This window comes from Bordetella tumbae, from assembly GCF_965139195.1.
Lineage (GTDB): Bacteria > Pseudomonadota > Gammaproteobacteria > Burkholderiales > Burkholderiaceae_B > Bordetella_A > Bordetella_A tumbae.
In genome coordinates, this window is the sequence record NZ_CBCSJH010000027.1 from 12,713 (window position 1) to 31,077 (window position 18,365).

The 18,365-nt window shown below is 56.5% G+C and carries 17 protein-coding genes; 10 read left to right on the forward strand and 7 right to left on the reverse strand.

Annotated features, from left to right (window positions below):
* Positions 1-76: 76 nt before the first annotated feature.
* Both ACNA0J_RS21685 and ACNA0J_RS21690 read right to left on the reverse strand, forming a co-directional pair.
* Positions 77-928 (reverse strand): tripartite tricarboxylate transporter substrate binding protein, encoded by an 852-nt coding sequence (locus tag ACNA0J_RS21685; protein WP_415820958.1) that lies wholly within the window; start codon positions 926-928, stop codon positions 77-79.
* 195 nt (positions 929-1,123) lie between these two features.
* Positions 1,124-1,930, reverse strand: coding sequence for a class II aldolase/adducin family protein (locus ACNA0J_RS21690; protein WP_415820960.1), 807 nt, complete (start codon positions 1,928-1,930; stop codon positions 1,124-1,126).
* A gap of 167 nt (positions 1,931-2,097) precedes the next feature.
* Here ACNA0J_RS21690 and ACNA0J_RS21695 point away from each other — a divergent pair, with 167 nt between their 5' ends.
* Positions 2,098-2,982, forward strand: a complete 885-nt coding sequence (locus ACNA0J_RS21695) for a LysR family transcriptional regulator (RefSeq protein WP_415820961.1) — start codon at positions 2,098-2,100, stop codon at positions 2,980-2,982.
* A 21-nt stretch (positions 2,983-3,003) separates the two neighbouring features.
* Here the strand turns inward: ACNA0J_RS21695 and ACNA0J_RS21700 are convergent, their stop codons facing one another.
* The 4 genes from ACNA0J_RS21700 to ACNA0J_RS21715 all read right to left on the reverse strand — a co-directional run bounded on the left by ACNA0J_RS21700 (position 3,004) and on the right by ACNA0J_RS21715 (position 7,248).
* Positions 3,004-4,158, reverse strand: coding sequence for an iron-containing alcohol dehydrogenase (locus ACNA0J_RS21700; RefSeq protein WP_415820962.1), 1,155 nt, complete (start codon positions 4,156-4,158; stop codon positions 3,004-3,006).
* A gap of 18 nt (positions 4,159-4,176) precedes the next feature.
* A complete protein-coding gene (locus tag ACNA0J_RS21705) occupies positions 4,177-5,391 on the reverse strand; it encodes a CaiB/BaiF CoA transferase family protein (RefSeq protein ID WP_415820964.1) in 1,215 nt (404 codons plus the stop codon).
* A 4-nt stretch (positions 5,392-5,395) separates the two neighbouring features.
* On the reverse strand, positions 5,396-6,376 hold the full coding sequence (locus ACNA0J_RS21710) for a Bug family tripartite tricarboxylate transporter substrate binding protein (protein WP_415820965.1): 981 nt from the start codon (positions 6,374-6,376) through the stop codon (positions 5,396-5,398).
* Positions 6,377-6,459: 83 nt separating this feature from the next.
* Complete coding sequence (locus ACNA0J_RS21715; protein ID WP_415820966.1) at positions 6,460-7,248, reverse strand: enoyl-CoA hydratase/isomerase family protein; 789 nt, start codon at positions 7,246-7,248, stop codon at positions 6,460-6,462.
* Positions 7,249-7,394: 146 nt separating this feature from the next.
* Here ACNA0J_RS21715 and ACNA0J_RS21720 point away from each other — a divergent pair, with 146 nt between their 5' ends.
* The 9 genes from ACNA0J_RS21720 to ACNA0J_RS21760 all read left to right on the forward strand — a co-directional run bounded on the left by ACNA0J_RS21720 (position 7,395) and on the right by ACNA0J_RS21760 (position 17,383).
* A complete protein-coding gene (locus tag ACNA0J_RS21720; protein WP_415820967.1) occupies positions 7,395-8,210 on the forward strand; it encodes an alpha/beta fold hydrolase in 816 nt (271 codons plus the stop codon).
* 21 nt (positions 8,211-8,231) lie between these two features.
* Entirely contained in the window at positions 8,232-9,218 is a 987-nt protein-coding gene (locus tag ACNA0J_RS21725; RefSeq protein ID WP_415820968.1) for a TRAP transporter substrate-binding protein, read from the forward strand.
* Positions 9,219-9,239: 21 nt separating this feature from the next.
* Positions 9,240-9,707: a TRAP transporter small permease gene (locus tag ACNA0J_RS21730; RefSeq protein WP_415820969.1), complete on the forward strand. Its 468-nt coding sequence runs from the start codon at positions 9,240-9,242 to the stop codon at positions 9,705-9,707.
* Between the two features lie 14 nt (positions 9,708-9,721).
* Positions 9,722-10,984: a TRAP transporter large permease gene (locus ACNA0J_RS21735; protein WP_415821026.1), complete on the forward strand. Its 1,263-nt coding sequence runs from the start codon at positions 9,722-9,724 to the stop codon at positions 10,982-10,984.
* Positions 10,985-11,003: 19 nt separating this feature from the next.
* Positions 11,004-11,720, forward strand: a complete 717-nt coding sequence (locus tag ACNA0J_RS21740) for a GntR family transcriptional regulator (protein WP_415820970.1) — start codon at positions 11,004-11,006, stop codon at positions 11,718-11,720.
* 1 nt (position 11,721) lies between these two features.
* A complete protein-coding gene (locus tag ACNA0J_RS21745) occupies positions 11,722-12,165 on the forward strand; it encodes an acyl-CoA thioesterase (RefSeq protein WP_415820971.1) in 444 nt (147 codons plus the stop codon).
* Between the two features lie 420 nt (positions 12,166-12,585).
* The gene (locus ACNA0J_RS21750; RefSeq protein WP_415820972.1) at positions 12,586-14,691 is read left to right on the forward strand and encodes a hydantoinase/oxoprolinase family protein; all 2,106 of its coding nucleotides are present in this window, start codon (positions 12,586-12,588) and stop codon (positions 14,689-14,691) included.
* Positions 14,688-16,316, forward strand: coding sequence for a hydantoinase B/oxoprolinase family protein (locus ACNA0J_RS21755; RefSeq protein WP_415820973.1), 1,629 nt, complete (start codon positions 14,688-14,690; stop codon positions 16,314-16,316). Before ACNA0J_RS21750 ends, ACNA0J_RS21755 begins: the two co-directional genes overlap by 4 nt.
* 89 nt (positions 16,317-16,405) lie before the next feature.
* On the forward strand, positions 16,406-17,383 hold the full coding sequence (locus ACNA0J_RS21760; RefSeq protein ID WP_415820974.1) for a Bug family tripartite tricarboxylate transporter substrate binding protein: 978 nt from the start codon (positions 16,406-16,408) through the stop codon (positions 17,381-17,383).
* On the opposite strand, the gene ACNA0J_RS21765 is transcribed toward ACNA0J_RS21760, so the two are convergent.
* Positions 17,355-18,314, reverse strand: coding sequence for a LysR family transcriptional regulator (locus ACNA0J_RS21765; protein WP_415820975.1), 960 nt, complete (start codon positions 18,312-18,314; stop codon positions 17,355-17,357). The two genes, ACNA0J_RS21760 and ACNA0J_RS21765, sit on opposite strands and share 29 nt — an antisense overlap.
* Positions 18,315-18,365 lie beyond the last annotated feature (51 nt).

Sequence of the window (18,365 nt, forward strand, 5' to 3'; positions counted from 1 at the left end):
TATTCTTCTATAACGAGCGTGTTGGCCGAAGCGGACATGATGCGATGCAGCGTATATTGCGTGACAGCGCTGTGCGCTATTGCGCAGGAAGACGGCCGCTGCGTTTGAGTTCGGCTGCCAGCCGGGTCAATGACGGTTTCGCAGCATCGATATCTTTTTGCCATGCTTGTCCGTCTTTATAGGCAATGATGGCTGAGAAAGCTTTTGCCGAGTCGAGAAAACCTGGATCTTTCAAGGCTGCTTCCAATGCGGTTTGCAGCTTGTTCCGCATGTCGGCTGGTACGCCTTTATCCACCGCCAGGCCACGATCCGATGGCACGACAACATCAAAGCCTTCTTCTTTTGCAGTCGGTACATCCGGCAGCATGGGAGCACGGTCTTGTACGAACTGTGCCAGAATTCTCAGTTTTGTCTGCTCTCCGGCTGGATTTGGCACCGCTGTGTGGCTCGCGAAAATCATGTCCACATGTTGCCCCATCAAAGCAATTTTTGATTGGCCCGTGCCCGTGTACGGAACCTCGGTAAACGATGCACCGCTTTCCAACATCAGAACATTCAATGCGACTCCGCCATTGCTGCCTAGTCCATTTTGACCAATCGAGACGCTCTCTGGTTTGGCTTTAACTGCCGCAACCAAATCTTTTAACGAGGTATAGGGACTATCGTCGCGTACCACTAATAAGGTAGGGTCGCTGACAACCCTTCCGATTAACGCAAACTGATCTGGGTTGTAAGGCGTGGATTGCACCAACGGCATGAAATTCATCGGTGGCGTGTTGACCATTGCTACCGTATAGCCGTCCTTGGGTGCACGCTGGACATAAGAGTTCGCTATCGCACCTGAGGCGCCCGGCTTGTTGACGATGACGATATTCGCCGCATCCGACAAGTGCTTTTGCATAAACGGCGCCAGCGTGCGTGCCAACACGTCGGTTTCTCCACCCGCAGCGAAGCCTACGACGAGTTCGATGGGTTTATCGTTGGGCCATGCTGCCCAGGCAGGTGTACAGAGGCTTGCGCTGGCAAGTATTGCGGCGAACAGCGTTGAGCCGATAGGGAATGCCATGGTTATTCTCCTTTATGTCATTTATTGTTGTTCGAGCCCGCTTTGCGGGCTCTGTGATTACAGCAAGCAATCAGGTTGTTCGCGCACGATGGCGTCGTAGATGGGTTGAAAGTGCAGCCAGGCCATAAAGGGCGTCGCCAAGTGATTTTTCGAGTGCAGGGCGGCTTCCCGGTTGATCATTTTCAGCGGTTTGCCGGTGGCCTCGGCTTTGAGCTGAATTTCGCAGGCGCGCTCCGCGGCAATAAACCACCAGGCGGCTTCCTCGATCGTTTCCCGTCCCGCTGAAAAGAGACCGTGATTCTGGTGGATCGCGATTTTGGCGTTGCCGAAGGCGTGCGCGACGGCGTGACCCTTGTCATCTTCCACCACCACTGCGCCGGCTTCCTCGGTAATCAGGGCCTGGTCTTCGTAGAATCCGCAAGCGGTCTGGGTGATCGGGTCCAGCGGCCGTCCCAGCGCGGCCCATGCCATACCGTTGGTGGTGTGGGCATGGCATGAGGCCATCACATCCGGGTTGGTTTCGTGAATGGCGGAGTGCAGGACAAAGCCCGCCCGGTTGACCGCCCATGTGCCTTCCAGGACGGTGCCAGCGTGGTCTACCAGCATCATGTCGCTGGCGCGCACGCGTCCGAAGTCCATGGCAAAAGGGTTGGTCCAATACAGGTTGGGATGTTCCGGGTCTCTGACCGTGACATGGCCGGCAAAACCGTATTCGTAGCGAAATTTCGCAAACACCCGACAGACCGCAGCCAGGCGCTGACGGCGGTGCCAGCGCTCTGCCTCGATCGAGTCGAATGTCGGATACTTCGGAAAATACAGGTTCTCTTGCTTGGGACGGTAGACGGTTTCCTGTGTTGACGGCATGAGGACTCCTGGCAGGTTTGTGGCAGAGGCCGGCAACGCACTCTAGGCTGTGCGGTCGGTCTGCTGAGGCTGGTGAATGCTGGATTCTAGGCAGTGCTCTAACATAGTGACCAATCACATAAATAGTGCCGGTCATAAACCCGGCTTATGGAGACGTCGGGTCCGCTATGCTTGCTCGCATTCAGTTGCGCCATTTAGAGGCTTTTCATGCTGTCATGATGTCCGGGTCGATCACGGGGGCGGCGGCATTGTTACACGTTACGCAGCCCGCGGTCAGCGCGACGATCAAACACTTTGAGCAGCGCCTGGGATTCACGTTGTTTCGGCGTCAAGGAGGCCGACTGGTCCCAACGCCGGAGGCTCGCGCACTCTTGCCGGAGGTGCAGGATATTTTCGGGCGGGTTGCCGGGTTGGAGCGCTTTAGCCAGGACCTTGCCGAAGGCATTCAGGGGTCACTGTCTATCGCAGCCAGTTCGCCCATCGCCAATGCATGGTTAGCGCAGGCCGTCGCCGAATTCGTCAAGATACGTCCAAAGGTTCGCATCTCACTGCAATCGATGGACTCGAACCTGATTACAGAAAAACTTATTAATGAACAGATAGATCTAGGCGTGGCTTTTGCACCGGGAGAGCACGAGGGCGTGCAGTCGCTGCCTATGGGGCATGCCGAGCTCAGCTGTATTTTCCCTGAGACGCATCCGTTGGCTGCACTCGAGTCGATCACTATTGAGGATCTATCTCTTTATCCAGTGATTACTTATGTGCCGCAAGCGTTGTTGCGTCGTTGTTTGGCCGGGTTTCTCAATCCACCCCCGAACATACAGGTCGAGGTCGCGACATCGATGACGGGAATTGTGCTGGCCTTCCACGGCGCAGGCGTCGCGCTGGTCGAGTCGAGTCTGTTGAAGGCGTTGCCTGTGCCGGGGCTGACGAGCCGGCCGTTGGCGCCTGAGGTTCAGGTGCATAGCTATCTGCTGTGGAGTACGCTGCGACCACAGACCGAGCTCGCGCGAACGTTTGTACAGCATCTGAAAAGCTCGCCGGTCGCGTAGCGACGGTGCTACGCGCACATCCTACCAAGCAGTCTCATACATGCGCTGCGCGTCTTCGATGGTGACCGTGCGTGGGTTGTTGACCAACAGTCGCGTTTGTTTCATGGCCTCGCTCGCGAGCATGGGGCATGCCTCTTGAGGGATCCCGATTTCGCGCAGCCGGGCCTGCAGTCCAATATCATTTATCAGTTGCTGGATGAGGCTAATCAAATCCATCGCGGCTTTGGACGAGGTGGCGCTTGAAAACTCCGGGTTGAGCTGAGCAACCAGCTCTGCATAGGGCTCGGGATGTGTTGCGACATTAAATCGTAGTACATGTGGCAGCATCAGGGCGTTTGATAGGCCGTGGGGGACGCCATAATGTCCACCAAGCGGGTAGGCGAGGGCATGTACGGCAGCCACGGGTGAGTTGGCGAAGGCTTGTCCTGCAAGCAATGACCCCAACAGCATGGCCGAACGCGCTCGCAGATCGCTGCCATTCTGGACAGCTTGCCGAATACTGCCCACAAGCAGCTTCAGGGCCTGAATTGCCAGGCCTTTGGAAATAGGGTTGTTATTCGCATGACTGGATGCATACGCTTCGATCGCATGCACCATGGCGTCAACGCCGGTCGCAGCGGTCACCGCAGGGGGAAGGCCGAGTGTCAGCACCGGATCGAGTACGGCGACATCCGGTAAGAGGACGGGCGAGACTACTCCCTTTTTCTCGTGCTCACCTACAGTGATAATCGATATGGGCGTGACTTCCGAACCTGTGCCCGCTGTGGTCGGGATCAACACGAGCGGTAAACGTGATGCGCGAATATTGTCGATGCCGTAGATTTCAGAGATGTGCTGCGTGCTTGCAGACATGGCAGCGACCAGTTTGGCCACGTCTAGTGACGAGCCGCCGCCTAAGCCAATGATGCCTGTCGCTCTTGTTGTGCGCGCGATGTCTATAGCGCGTAAGACCAGTGATTCAGGAGGGTCGGCCACTACCTGATCAAACAAGTGAACTTCCAGATTGTGGGTCTTCAGACCAGCCGCGACAGGATCGACGATACCGGTCTTAATCAGACCAGGATCGGTGATGATCAATACGCGCGGCCCCAACCGCGCGGCGTATTGAGCAATAGACTTAGCTTTATATGCACCGAATACGATTGACGGCGTGGTGTTGAAAGTGAACGGATTCAATGTGTGTCTCTCTTATGCTCAAACGGCGAGTGATTGTGGATCGCCGACGACGCCTTGTCGCAACAGGTCTGTGATATCACCATCCTGGTAGCCGAATTCACGCAGGATTTCGCGAGTGTTTTCTCCTAGCAGAGGGGCCGGATGTTTGACGACGGCAGGTGTTTCTGAAAACTTTATCGGTAGTGCAAGCGCGTTGCCTTTGCCTGCGACGGGATGCTCGACGTCGATCACCATATCGCGGGCGCGTGTTTGGGGATGATTCAGGGCCTCTGCGACGTTATGCACGGGACCTGCAGGGATCCCGGCAGCATCGAAGCGGGTGATCCAGCATTCGGTCGTGTCTTTCTGCAGCTCCGCTGAGATGGCTTCAGCCAGCTCGTCTTCGTGTAGTTTGCGGGCGGCGTTTGTTGCGAATCGCGGATCGGATTTCCATTCCGAATGACCCAGCATATCCGCGATGCGTTCCCAGTTTGCTTGGTTCGCTCCGCCTAGGACGAGCCAACTGTCCTGAGTACGAAACGCTTGGTAGGGGGCTGCCAAGGGGTGAGCCGAACCCGAGGCTCCCATGGACTGGCCCGTCTGGAAATACATCGCCGCGAACCAATACATTTGTTGTAGCGACGACTCGATGAGCGAGGTTTCTACGTACTGTCCTTTGCCGCTATTCGCACGATGCAGCAGTGCGGCCAGAACGCCGACGACAGCCAGCACGCCGGAATTGATATCTGCGACCGAGTTCCCAGGCTTGACGGGTTGCCCGTTCTTTTCGCCGGTGACGCTGAGCAGGCCTGCGAAGGCTTGTGCGATGAGGTCAAAGCCGCCCTTATCGGCATAGGGGCCCGTACGTCCATAACCGGAGATGGAGCAATAAATCAGGCGGGGATTGAGTTCGGACAGGGTGTCCCAACTCAGACCCAGCTTGTCCATCGTGCCCTTTCGATAGTTCTCTAAGAACACGTCGCTCGAGCGAGCCATGCGTTGCATGATTTCCTGCCCCGCAGACAGCTTGAGGTTTATTGCCATACCGCGTTTATTGCGATTGAGCATGACAAAGGGAGCGGGGAGTGCCTTGGTCGAGGCGCCGGTATAGACGCGGGAATCATCCCCGTGGGGCAATTTTTCGATTTTGATGACATCGGCGCCTAGGTCCGCGAGCATCATGCCGCAGGTCGGGCCTGCCATGATCTGTGCGAGTTCTAACACCTTGATGCCGGAAAGCGGGGAAGAAGACATTTATTTACTCTGCTTTGATACCTGCGGTTTGTACGACGGTTTTCCACTTATCGAGATCTGTGCGGATTTGCTGCATCAATTGCTCTGGCGAGCCGCCGATGGCGTCCAGCCCTTGCTCTTGCAGGGCATGCTGGACTTCCTTGCTGGCCAACGTTGTTTTCAAGGCGCTATTGACCTTTTTGACGACGTCGTCGGGTAGGCCTTTGGGGCCGACGATGGCAAACCAATTGAGGGCTTCGAAGCCCTCGACGCCTTGTTCAGCAATCGTAGGAACGTCGGGAATCGACGATGATCGTTTTAAAGAGGTCACTCCCAATGCCCGAATCGTGCCGGCTCGGATTTGGGGGATGGCCGGAGCCAGCGTAGAGACGCCCAGCGATATCTGGCCGCCTATGAGGTCTGCCATGGCAGGGCCGCCTCCGCGATACGCGACGTGTTGCATGGATGTGCCTGTTGCGATTTTCAGTTGTTCGCCGGCGACGTGGCCTCCGCCGCCTACACCCGATGTGGCGTAGCTGTATTGACCCGGCTTCTCCTTCAGGAGGGCGATGAGTTCCGGCAGCGTTTTGGCAGGCAAGGACGGATGTGCGACCAGTACCAAGCCACTATCTGCCGCCATGCCGATGGGCGTGAAGGAAGTGAGCGGATCGAAGTTGATTTTGCGGATATTCGGCAAAATGACCATGGCGCCGGAATCGATCAGATGCAGTGTGTATCCGTCCGGCGTAGCCCTCGCTGCGGCTTCGGCGGCAATGCCTCCGCCTGCGCCGGCCTTGTATTCGATGACGACAGGCTGCCCGAGTACTTCACTGAGCTTGGGCGCGATAGATCGAGCTGTCGCGTCAGCGGCTCCCCCGGGGGTATAGCCAAGCAGGAGCCGAATGGGCTGGTTGGGGTAGTTGGAGGCGAATGCAGTGCCGCTGCAGGCGAGCATCATCGTCAGGATTCCAGCAGAACGCAGCAAGTTTTGGTGGACGAATTTCATCTACTTTGTCTCCTCTAAGGTTGTTATTAGCGGGCTCGGCGCATGTCATGCAGTGGATGTCCGGCCCAAGCTGATCAATCTGATCAACGGCCTTCAAAAAGGGGTGTCCGCTTTTCCTTCCAGGCTTTGACGCCTTCGCGAATGTCGTCCGACCGCAGGCACTGCGATTCGCGTAACGCAAATTTCTGCGGGTCTAATCGTTCCTGGGCGAGATCATTGAGCGCGGCCTTCATCCCCTGGACCGCCAGCGGGGCCATACTGGCTGCGGTAAGGGCCGCTTCGCGCGCGGCATCCTGCAGTTGGTCTGCGGGTACGATCCGGTCGATGAACCCTGTAGCCAGCATTTGTTCGGCGTCTAGATTTTCCGCAAACAGAAACAAGCGTTTCGCCGTGTTAAAGCCAAGGCGCGAGACATAACGCCGCATGCCGTCCAGGTAGTAGTGCAGCCCCAATCGGGCCGCCGGCATGAACATCTTTACGGCGGGCGTGCCAAGCCGTAGATCGCAGGCCAACGCCAGATCGGTTGCGCCGCCATAAATCCCGCCGTTCAGCGCGCAAATCACGGGTTGGGGCAGGTGTTCTACCGCACTGACCATGGCTGCAAACGGATTGACTACCAACTCGGTCCCCGGCGATTCCTCGGTCGATTCCAGCAGGGTGGTGAGATCGGCGCCCGCACTGAAATGTTTGCCTGTTCCTGTCAGGATCACGGCCCGTACGCGCGGACTCTTGGCCAACAGTTGGCAGTGCTCAATCAGGGTCTGTTGGTCTTCTGGTTCGATGCGGTTGGCCTGGGCTGGCCGATTAAGACGAATCGTCGCAATGGCGTCCTCGACGTGCAGCGTCGGGGGAGTGGATTGCTGTTCCTCCATGTTCACCTCTTTTTTGGTATTTGTTGAATGTGTTTAAGGTATACCACGACTAATTTAATTAAAACATATGGAAAACACTGATGTGCCAGAAAGGGATCTAATACAAAATTCCGGCCATTAATATTCTTTCGAGTAATGGTTCAGCAATGCCTTTCGCCCAGGTACATGACACCTCCCTCTATTACGAGGTCACGGGAAGCGGCAGCCCTATCCTGTTCATTCATGAATTGGCGGGCGACTTCAGAAGCTGGGAGCCCCAGGTGCGTGCCTTGGCACGAAGTCACACTTGCATCACGTATAGCGCCCGTGGCTATCTGCCTTCTGGTGTACCAGAGGCCCTTGGTTCTTATTCCCAACAGCAGTCAGCGCGCGATGCAATCGCCCTGTTGGATCATTTGGGGATTGAAAAGGCTCATATCGTTGGGTTGTCCATGGGGGGCTTTGTCACGGTGCAGATCGCCCTAGATTTCCCGGCAAGGGTGCGTTCGGCAACGATAGCGAGTTGTGGCTCGGGATCCGAACCGCAGCTCTATCACAGCAAGCAGGCTGCCTTTCGAGCCATGTCCGATCAAGTCGCCGCGCAAGGCACGGGAGCGTTTGTGCGGGCTTGCGATGTGGACCTGACTCGCGATAGCTACAAGCGTAAGGATCCACGGGGATTTGCGGAGTTTCTCTCCCAGCTGGCTGAGCATGATTCGCGAGGGCTCGCTAATACGCTGAGAGGAGTTCAGGGTTCGAGACCGTCTTTGTGGGACTTTGAGGCACAACTGCGCACGACCTCGCTGCCCGCGTTGATTCTATGTGGTGATCAGGACGCACCGTGTCTGCAGCCGAGTCTATATCTCGCCGGTAACTGGCCCGGTGCCAGATTGGCAGTATTTCCAGGAAGCGGTCATGTACTGAATCTGGAAGAACCTGCACTGTTTAACCAGATCCTTAAAGACTTTATCTACACGCTATAAAAAATCCACAGAGGAGACAACATGAAATACACGGCAAAAGCCTGGCTGGCAACGTTGGCACTATCCTTGGTGATACCTGCTGGTGCATGGGCACAATCGATATTGAAAATCGGCTGGACCACGACTGACAGTCCTGACGATCCCTATGCGCTTGCTGCGCATTATTTCAGCGATGCGCTCAAAGAGAGCGCTGGCGACAGTATTACGGTGCAGTACTACCCGAATCGGCAGTTGGGCGACGAGAAGCAAATGTTGGAGGGGCTGCGCTTTGGGACGGTCGACGCTGCGGTCATTACTAATTCCGTTGTGGCTCAGCTGGAGCCTGCTTTTGGGCTGAATGATCTGCCGTTTCTTTACGCCAGTGCGAACAATGCGTATCAGGTCCTGGACGGGGCGGTAGGAGAACAGTTGGCGAAGAAGCTCGAAGCCAAAGGCGTCATTGTGCTCGGGTTCACCGAGGGAGGATTTCGCCATATGCTCAACAATAAACGCCCCGTTGCCGCCCCGGAAGACGTCAAGGGCGTGAAGTACCGGGTGATGCAAAATCCGGTATTCATAGACATGTTCAATGCCATGCATGGTTCGGCCGTGCCCATGGCGTGGGGCGAAACTTTTACTGCCGTGCAACAGGGCACGATTGATGGTTTGGAAGTACCGTTGGCGGTCGCTGCGGGCAATAAGTTATACGAAGTCACGAAGTTTCTTTCGCTAACTGGCCACAGCTATTCCACGAATTTACTGTTGATATCCAAGCGCGCCTTTAACAAGCTTACGCCCGAACAGCAACAACAAGTGATCGCGGCCGGCAAGAAGGCCACCGATGCGCAACGTGTCAAAAGCGCTCAGAATGACGCCGCTTTACGCAAAGTCATGGCCGATAACGGAATGGCCGTGAATGAGATCACCGATGTGTCGGCGTTTCGGAGTGCCGTCGCGCCGCTATATGACAAGTATCGCCCCAAGGTGGGATCAGCGTTGCTTGATCAAGCCCTCAACAGTGCCCAGTAATCATGCCAGGGGGGAGGGCGCATGCATCGGTTTTTTGATGGATTGGACCGGGGGCTGCGGATGGTGGTCGTGGCCCTGACTTTAATCATGTTGTTCGTCCTGACGTTGCAGGTGTTTTCGCGATACTTGCTGGGTCAGGCGCTGTCATGGAGTGAGGAGATCGCTTTACTGGGTTTTGCCTGGATTATCGCTATTTCTACGGCGTTGGTCGTGCGTAACGGATTGCACGCGCGCATGTCGTTGTTGCCTGACTCGTTGCCGCCGGCAGGTAGGGCACTGGTGGAGCGCATCATTGCTTTATGCGTCGTGGGTCTGGGGATAGCGCTGGTGCGCTCGGGGATCGACTACATGCTCGAAACCCGTGGGATGTTGTCGGCGGCGTCAGAGTACCCGTTGGAATTGCTGCATGCCGTAGCGCCTGGATTTGGAATCTTGCTCACCATATTTGCTCTGGAACGTGTGGTGTACGGAGCAGGAGGGCAACGATGAGCGCGCTCGCCTGGATGCTGTCTGCGGGTTTTGGCAGCCTGGTTGTCATTGGCGTGCCATTTGCTTTCGCCATTGGGCTGGTCGTGGTAGGGGCGCTGTGGATCGCAGATATTGATCTCATCCTGCTATCACAGAGTTTCGTGGCAAGCACGCAATCCTTTTCTTTGCTGGCTATTCCATTTTTCATGCTTGCCGGCGAACTGATGAGCGCCGGAGGATTGTCTGAGCGCCTTGTGCGTGTTGCCGATGTCTTTGTTCGCCACCTGACAGGGGGCCTTGGACACGTGACTGTGGTCGCCGCGTTGATTTTTGCGACGATATCAGGATCAGCGCCGGCGACGACGGCGGCGATTGGCGCCATCATGATTCCCGTCATGACGCAACGCGGTTATCAGCGGGGCTTTGCCGTCGCGCTTGTCGTATGCGCAGGTGTTCTCGCCCCGCTTATCCCGCCATCTATTGCCTTTGTGATCTGGGGAGTTATCGCCGAACAGTCAATTTCACGGCTGTTTACGGCAGGTATCCTGCCTGGCTTGCTGATGGCGATCAGTCTAATGATCATCTGCTATCTGCATGCCAAGCGACACAAGGTGGCGACGATTCCGAGGGCGACATTTGCCGAGGTGCGAGACGCCCTGCGAGGTGGAATCTGGGCCTTGCTTGCCCCCGTCATCGTATTGGGCGGGATCTATGGAGGAATATTCACCCCGACGGAGGCGTCAGTTGTCAGCTGCGTCTACGCCATCTTTGTCGGGACGGTGATCGAGCGCCGCTTGAAGTTGAATGACCTTCCAGCGATTGTCTGGCGCGCGCTTTCTGTTACGGCGATCATCATGTCCATCATCGCGTTTTCCAGCGGGTTTGGAATCATTGTGGCACAAGCGCAGTTGGCGCATCATCTGACCGAATGGCTGACTGCGCATATCCACGAAAAATGGCAAATGCTGCTGGCGCTGAACGTGATGTTTATGTTGCTGGCGGCAATCATGGACGAAATTGCTATTATGGTTGTCCTGGGGCCGCTGCTGATGGCAATCGCCGCTAGTTTTCAGGTCGACCCCATTCATTTTGGAACTATCATCGTTACCAATGTGGCCATGGGAATGGCTACGCCGCCTGTTGGATACTGCTTATTTGTTGGAATGGCCGTAAGTGGGCTCAAGTTAGGGGAAGTCACGCGGGCGATCTGGCCATGTATCTTGGCCATGTTTGCCGTGTTGATGCTGGTCACCTATGTGCCCGCCTTTACCTTGGTGCTGCAGGACGTTCTGCACTGATGCCATGGAAGAAATTGAGATGTCACCTGGAAGTACCAAAAAAACTGGTTTGGCGATCGATATCCGAGCTTCTCTCGAGGCCGACATCGACAACGGAGCATTGTTGCCTGGCGATGTGTTGGACGAACGCAAGCTGGCAGATCGATTTGGCGTGTCGCGGACCCCGGTGCGCGAGGCGATTCAACAGCTAGCCATGGCAGGGCAGGTGGAGATTGTGCCTCGGCAGGGCATATTCGTTGCGCGGATGTCGATTAGCGAGTTGCGTGCGATGTTTGAATTGTTGGCCGAGATGGAGGCTTCTTGCGCGAAACTGGCGGCTCGCAGGATGCAAGAGCCGTGGCGGCAAATGATGCTGGACTCAATGGAGTTGTGTCTGCAGTTGAGTGCCGGGGATGACTTGGTCGCCTATGGCCAGGCAAATGCTGATTTTCACGAGGCCATATACCAAGGCTGTTGTAATCGGTTCCTGGCCGAGCAAGTCCGCATGGCTCGGCGGCGCACGCAGAGTTATCGCCGCAACCCGTTCCAGCTACCCGGGCGTATGCGGCAGTCTGCGTTGGATCATCAGCTGATTGCGAATGCCATCATCGCAGGCGACGAAGACGCCGCCGTGCGGGCAATGATCGAGCATATCGCGGTCAGTGGAAAGGGCTTTGCGGAGTTCATCAGCACACTGCCTGAATCAATGTTGGCCAGCCACGACGTGGCCTATCCTTCGTCTCGTCGGACTAGATAGTATGAGCAGGCCACAACCCATCAGCCGTAACGACTATCCCGTCTTTGTCCCGATCCAGACGCGATGGATGGACAACGACGTGTATGGGCATGTCAATAACGTGACCTACTATTCGTATTTCGACACGGCGGTCAATCACTATCTGATCCAGTGTGGCGTGCTCGACTTTACATCGGGCAGCACGATTGGTCTGGTCGTTGAAACCGGTTGCCAGTATTTCGCGTCAGTGTCCTTTCCCGATGCGCTCGAGGCAGGTCTGCGTGTCGCGCATATTGGCCGATCGAGTGTTCGATACGAGGTTGGTATCTTTAAAGTAGGCGACACAGAGACGCGCGCTGCGGGACACTTTGTGCACGTCTATGTCGATAAGCAAACCCGTCGGCCAGCACCGATTCCGGCTGATTTTCTGGCTGCGCTTGAGCCGTTGTCGATGGCCCGTCGTTGAGCTCGTTTACATTCTATTCGTTCGCGATGAGCCGCGCGGCCTGAGGACCTCGCGCCAAGCCGGCTCGGATAGCTTGTAGTAGTGCCCGCCGACCTCTGCTGTCGGCATCTAGTTTGCGTGATACCAGTTCCATGGCGCCTCGTACTTCGCCCACATGCTGATGGACATATTGCGCCGCCATGGCACCGCTGGTGGTATGGCGGTCGTAGCGTATCCACTGATAGCGCTGAGACGGATTAAGCCGGGTTTGTCTGCATGGTGTGGAAAATGTGCAGGATGGATTCCGGAACAATACGGCGCTTTCTATTTATCGTAAAAACAGAATAATAAGCCGATAATTTTCGTTGGAATCATGAGAGTCATCTCTCTATCATGGTTGGCATTCATTCCATCATTCCGATCTGAAGGAGCAAAGTGCACATGTCGACCTGGGCTATAGGGATTGATATAGGGGGCACATTCACCGATGTGGTTGCCCTCAATTATGACGGGGGAGCCCTGCAGTCGCTCAAGGTGCTGACCACTCATGGGGACCCGGCCGAGGGTGTGGCCAATGGTGTGAAATCGTTGATCGAGCAATGCCGCATTCAGCCAGCGGACGTCAAGCGTATTGTTCATGCTACGACCTTGTTTACCAATGCCTTGATCGAGCGGCGTGGCGAGGCGACTGGCCTATTGACGACGCAGGGCTTTCGCGATGTGGTCGAGATCGGCAATGAGCGCAAATACGATCTGTATGATTTGAACATCGAAGCGGCGCCCGCATTGGTGCAGCGCCGCTGGCGTGCCGAGATTAGCGCCCGGATGGATGCTGGCGGCGAGGAGCTCGCGCCAGTCGACCTCGATGAGGTGCGGCGTGCGGTGGCTCCGCTGGTGGATGAGGGGGTGAAGTCTCTCGCGGTGTGCCTGTTGCATGCTTATGTCGATCCCCGACATGAGGTCGCTGTGCGAGACGCCTTGCGCGCCGTGTATCCTGATTTGGACATTACCTTGTCGAGCGAGGTCGCACCGGTCATTCGCGAGTTTGAACGTATGTCGACGACTTGTGCCAACGCGTATGTCAAGCCGTTGGCTCGTCGCTATCTCACGGCGTTGCAGCAGCGGTTGGAGGCACTGGGCCTACCCACTGACGTGTTGATGATGTTGTCCAATGGCGGTCTTTGCCACGTCGATGAGGCGCGTCGTGCACCTATCGAGTTGCTGGAGTCAGGGCCGGCCGCAGGCGCGATTTCTGCGTCGCACTACAGCTTGCGAGATTCTCTATCCAATCTGTTGGCCTTCGATATGGGCGGGACGACTGCCAAACTATGTCTGGTCGAAGATGGCAATCCGGCAATTGCTTATGGTTTTGAGGCGGCTCGGCAAAAGCGCTTTGCCGAGGGCAGTGGCTTGCCGATTCGCATCACTACGGTGGACTTGATTGAGATCGGCGCGGGCGGCGGGAGTATCGCGCATCGTGACGCATTGGGTCTATTGAAAGTCGGCCCGCAGAGCGCGGGATCTGAACCAGGGCCTGCTTGCTACGGTTTGGGCGGCAAGGATGCGACGGTAACGGACGCGAATCTGGTGCTGGGGTATCTGAATCCCGAGTACTTCGCTGGCGGCACGATGCAAATTGACGTGCCTCTGGCTCGTCAGCAGCTCGCGGCGACGGGTGAGCAAGTCGGTCGCGACGTCGTCGGTGTGGCCTGGGGTATTCACGATATCGTGGCTGAGAACATGGCTGGCGCAGCGCGTGTACACGTTGCCGAGCGAGGCCGGGATCCACGCGATTTCGTGCTGCTATGCACCGGAGGCGGCGGCCCGTTGCATGGTTATTACGTGGCGCAGAAGGTGGGGGTGCGCAAGCTGGTTTGTCCACCAGCGGCGGGCGTGGCGTCCGCCTATGGTTTGCTGGTCGCAGCGGCACGGACAGATCGTTCGCGTACGGTCAGCGTGCGCCCGGATACGGATTCGCTGCAAAATCTGGAGCAAGCATTTCGAGATCTGGAAAGTCAGGTGTGTCAGTCGCTCGATAGTCTTGAAGCGACCTTTGGGCCGGTGCGCTTGGCGCGATATGCGGATGGCCGCTTTGTGGGGCAGGGGTTCACGTTAACGGTGGCATTGCCCGCAGGACCCTATCATGGCGAGGGGGCTGCGTCAGAAGCTGAGGTGCGAGAGATCCTGTCTGCGGCTTTCAAAGAGGGATATCGAGAAAAGTTCGGCAGGACGCCACCCGATGTCCCCGTGGAACTGATGAATCTGAGGGTCTCGGGCGAAGCTCCACCGCGGCAGGCGCCGCCAAATGAGGTGCTGGAGGCGGGGGCAAACGCTCAACCGAAGGCGCACCGCCAAGTGTATTTCCGCGAATACAACGACTACGCCGATACGCCTGTCTACGATCGCGCCAGTCTGCGGGCGGGATTCGAGGCGATGGGCCCGTTGCTGGTCGAGGACGCCGGTTCAACGCTCGTTGTCGGTCCCCGGGGCCGAGTCACACAATCGGCCAGCGGAAATCTCATCGTCGATATTCTGGAGCAAGCATGAACAAGCCTTATTCCCCCGATGTGGCGGCGGATCCGATCTTCCTGGAGGTGTTCTGGGCGCGGATACGCTCGATCGTCAACGAAGCTGCCAAGCTGATCGTACGTACTTCGTTTTCTACGCTCTCGACAGAGGCGAATGATTTCGCTGTTGTGATGACGGATTCGCAGGGGCGATCGTTGTCGGAGAATAGCGGCAGTATTCCGTCGTTCATCGGTACGTTGCCACGCACGACGCAAGCCGTGATCGAACGTTTCGGGGCGCAATCGATGCGCCCAGGCGATATCTACATCACGAATAATCCCTGGGTCGGCACCGGACACCTGAATGATGTTACGTTGGTCAAGCCCTTGTTTCACCAGGGTGTGCTGGTGGCGTTCGCGGCCTCTACTGCGCACGTCCCCGACATCGGCGGCAAGATCCGCTCGGTGGATACACGAGAGCTGTTCGAAGAGGGATTCCATATTCCTTTGATGCCATTGTTGCGTGACGGCAAGGTGGACGAAACGTTGCTGCAACTCCTGCGCACCAATGTTCGTACGCCGGAACAGACCGTCGGAGATATCTGGGCACAGGTCGGGGCGTTGGAGTTGATCGATGGCCGGCTTGATGCGCTCTTGTCCGAATACGCCCTGAGTGAGATAGATGGTTTGGCACAGGCACTTTTCGAGCGCAGCGAGGCCGCGATGCGGACAGCGATCAGCGCCTTGCCCGACGGGAAATACCGTTATGAGATGAACACCGATGGCTTTGAGGAGTTGTTCCGGTACGCCATCGAAGTGACAATCGAAGGCGACTCCATCACTTGCGATTTCGCTGGCACTTCACCCCAGCAGGCTCGAGGAATCAATTGCGTCCTGCCGTACACCACGGCGATGTCAGTCTACGCGATCAAGTCCTTGCTCCTGCCCGACCTGCCCAATAACGATGGCCTGTTTCGCCCCATCAAGGTCATGGCTCCCGAAGGATCCTTGTTGAATCCTCGCCAGCCGGCACCCGTCGGCGGCCGTGCTTGCACCGGGCATTACGTCCCCACGGTTGTGTTCGGCGCGATGGCGCAAGTCATTCCGCAGGCGGTGATTGCGGGTGCGGGCTCGCCGTTGTGGATTGCCAACTTTAGTGGCACTCGCAGTAATGGAAAGCCTTTTGCCATCGTGTTGTTTTACAACGGAGGCATGGGCGCATCGTCCAGCAAGGACGGAGCTTCAGTGATGGCATGGCCCAGCAATATCTCTCCGACTCCTGTGGAGGTTGCGGAGAGGGAGGCGTCGCTACTTTTCAAATACAAAGCGCTTCGCAGCGGTTCAGGTGGAGAGGGGCGTTATCGAGGCGGCTTGGGGCAGGAGATTTGTTTTGTCAGCCGGCATCACGCACCGATGTCGGTTGTCTTCATGACGGAGCGAATCACTGTTGCGGCTCCCGGTATTGCGGGGGGCGAGGATGGCGCCTGCGGAGCGCTGCTGATTAACGGTCAAGCAGTGAATAGTCGACAGCCACATTGGATACAGCCAGGTGATGAAATCATCATGAGGACACCCGGTGGCGGAGGCTATGGTCCACGTGTCGAGCGCGTAGCGCAGATGAGTCATCGCGATCAGCAGCAAGGATATACGTTGGCAGCATCGTAGTCGTTGAGCTGCGCAGCCATACTGCGCGGCTCGAGGGTTTGGGGCGGAACATACCGCCTTTCATATATCAATGATCTCAAGGGGAATGTATGAAAATCACCGGACGCAGTTTCTGTAGAGCGCTGTTGATATTGGCTGCCGGTATGGCGGCACCAGCCGTATTGGCCAGCTATCCTGATCAACCCATTCGTATAGTCGTTCCGTACGCGGCGGGAGGGTCAACCGATTTGGTGGCCCGGCTGCTGGGTAAGAGTGTCAGCGAGCAATTGGGGCAACCGGTCGTTGTTGAGAACCGCCCCGGGGCGGGCAGCAATATCGGTACGAGTTATGCCGCCAAGGCAAAGCCAGATGGTTATACGCTAGTGCTGGCAACATCGACTGCATTAGCTGCTAATCCCAGTCTATACAAGAACTTGCCCTTTGACCCTCAGAAAGATTTTGCTCCTATTATTCTGACCAGCACCTTGCCCCATGTGGTGGTGATCAATGGCCAATTGTCTCCTCGCACGATGACGGAGCTCAATACCTTTTTGAAGAATAACGAAGCTGCCTATAGTTTCGCCTCGGCCGGCAGCGGCACGCCATCCCATTTGGGGGCAGAGCTTTATAAGCGCAAGCTGGGAGTCAGTCTGGTGCATGTGCCCTATAAGGGCGGTGCTCCTGCTCTGACGGATCTAATCGGCAATCAAACCACTTTTATGATCGCTGTCGTACCCGAGGCGATGCCGTTGGTCAAAGAGGGGAGATTACGCGCATTGGCCGTCACAAGTAAGCAGCGTCTTGCTGCTCATCCCGATCTACCGACTGTTGCGGAGTCAGGCATTCCTGGCTATGAACTGACCGCCTGGTATGGCATTCTCGCGCCAGCAGGAACGCCATCGACCGTTGTCGACAAACTCAATCAAGCGTTCAATACGGCGCTGAAAGACCCTGCTAATCAGGAAAAATTGAAAGAGATGGGCTTTGTGATTGAAGGAGGGACTGCGGCGGTACTTGCTGAACGTATCCGTACGGAAACAATCAAGCTGAAGGAGATCATTAAACAGGCCGGGATTTCGATGGATTGACTGCGATCTTGACATGCTTGGGGGTGGGGGTGGTTTGCAGGATCTGTTCGAAGGTTTTCAGAAAAGCATCGGCACTTGGTGCGAGCGAGCGAAGCCGGCGGGAGATCAGGCATATTTCGCGTGAAAGTTCCGGTCCTTTCAGGGGGCGAAACTTCAGGCGCTCAGTCGCCAGTTCATGTGTGGCAGTGAGTGCGGGCACGATGGAGTAACGCCCCGGTATTTTCAGCAGCGAGAACAGTGATGTGGTTGACGACGCCTCATCGCGATGGCCGTCTCGCATACGGAAGCCTTGCGCGTGCTTTCGCAGAAATGAGTCGATTCCCGTATCGGAGCTGAATCCGACGTAGTGCTCCGGATCCAGCCTGTTCCAATTCAGTGCACTTGTGTCGTTCGCCAGAGAATCATCCTTGTCGACGATCACGCCGTAGCGGTCGGTGAGCAGCGGGTTGTACATCAGGTCTTCCAGGCCTTGATGGGGGGCAGCAATCGCGAAGTCGATGGTACCTTCGGCGACCATTTTCTCTACCTGCCTTGATCCTGCATCCCGGATGGAAATCGTGATCTCCGGGAAGTCCTTTTTGAAGATATCTATGACTCGGTAGAGGTAGTAATCAATGACGGATGCGGCCGCTGCGAGTCGTATATGGCCGCGCTGCAAGCTGGCGAAAGCTCTCAAATCGGAAATGGATGCGTCAAAGCGCTTGATGAGTTGTTCGGCCTCGACGAGATAGCGTTCGGCTTCTGCAGTCATGGAGACGCGCCGCGTGCTGCGGTCGAAGAGTTTTACGCCGACGGATTCCTCAAACTGCTGGATGACATTTGTGAGCGAGGATTGCGTCATGTACAACCGGGCGGATGCGGCGGTGAAGGTGCCGCTGCGGGCGACCTCGACAAAACAGCGCAGATGGCGCATGGAAATATGGCGGGACATGACTATCCTTTTATTCGTTTTTTCGAAATGAAAAACGTTAATTGATCATTA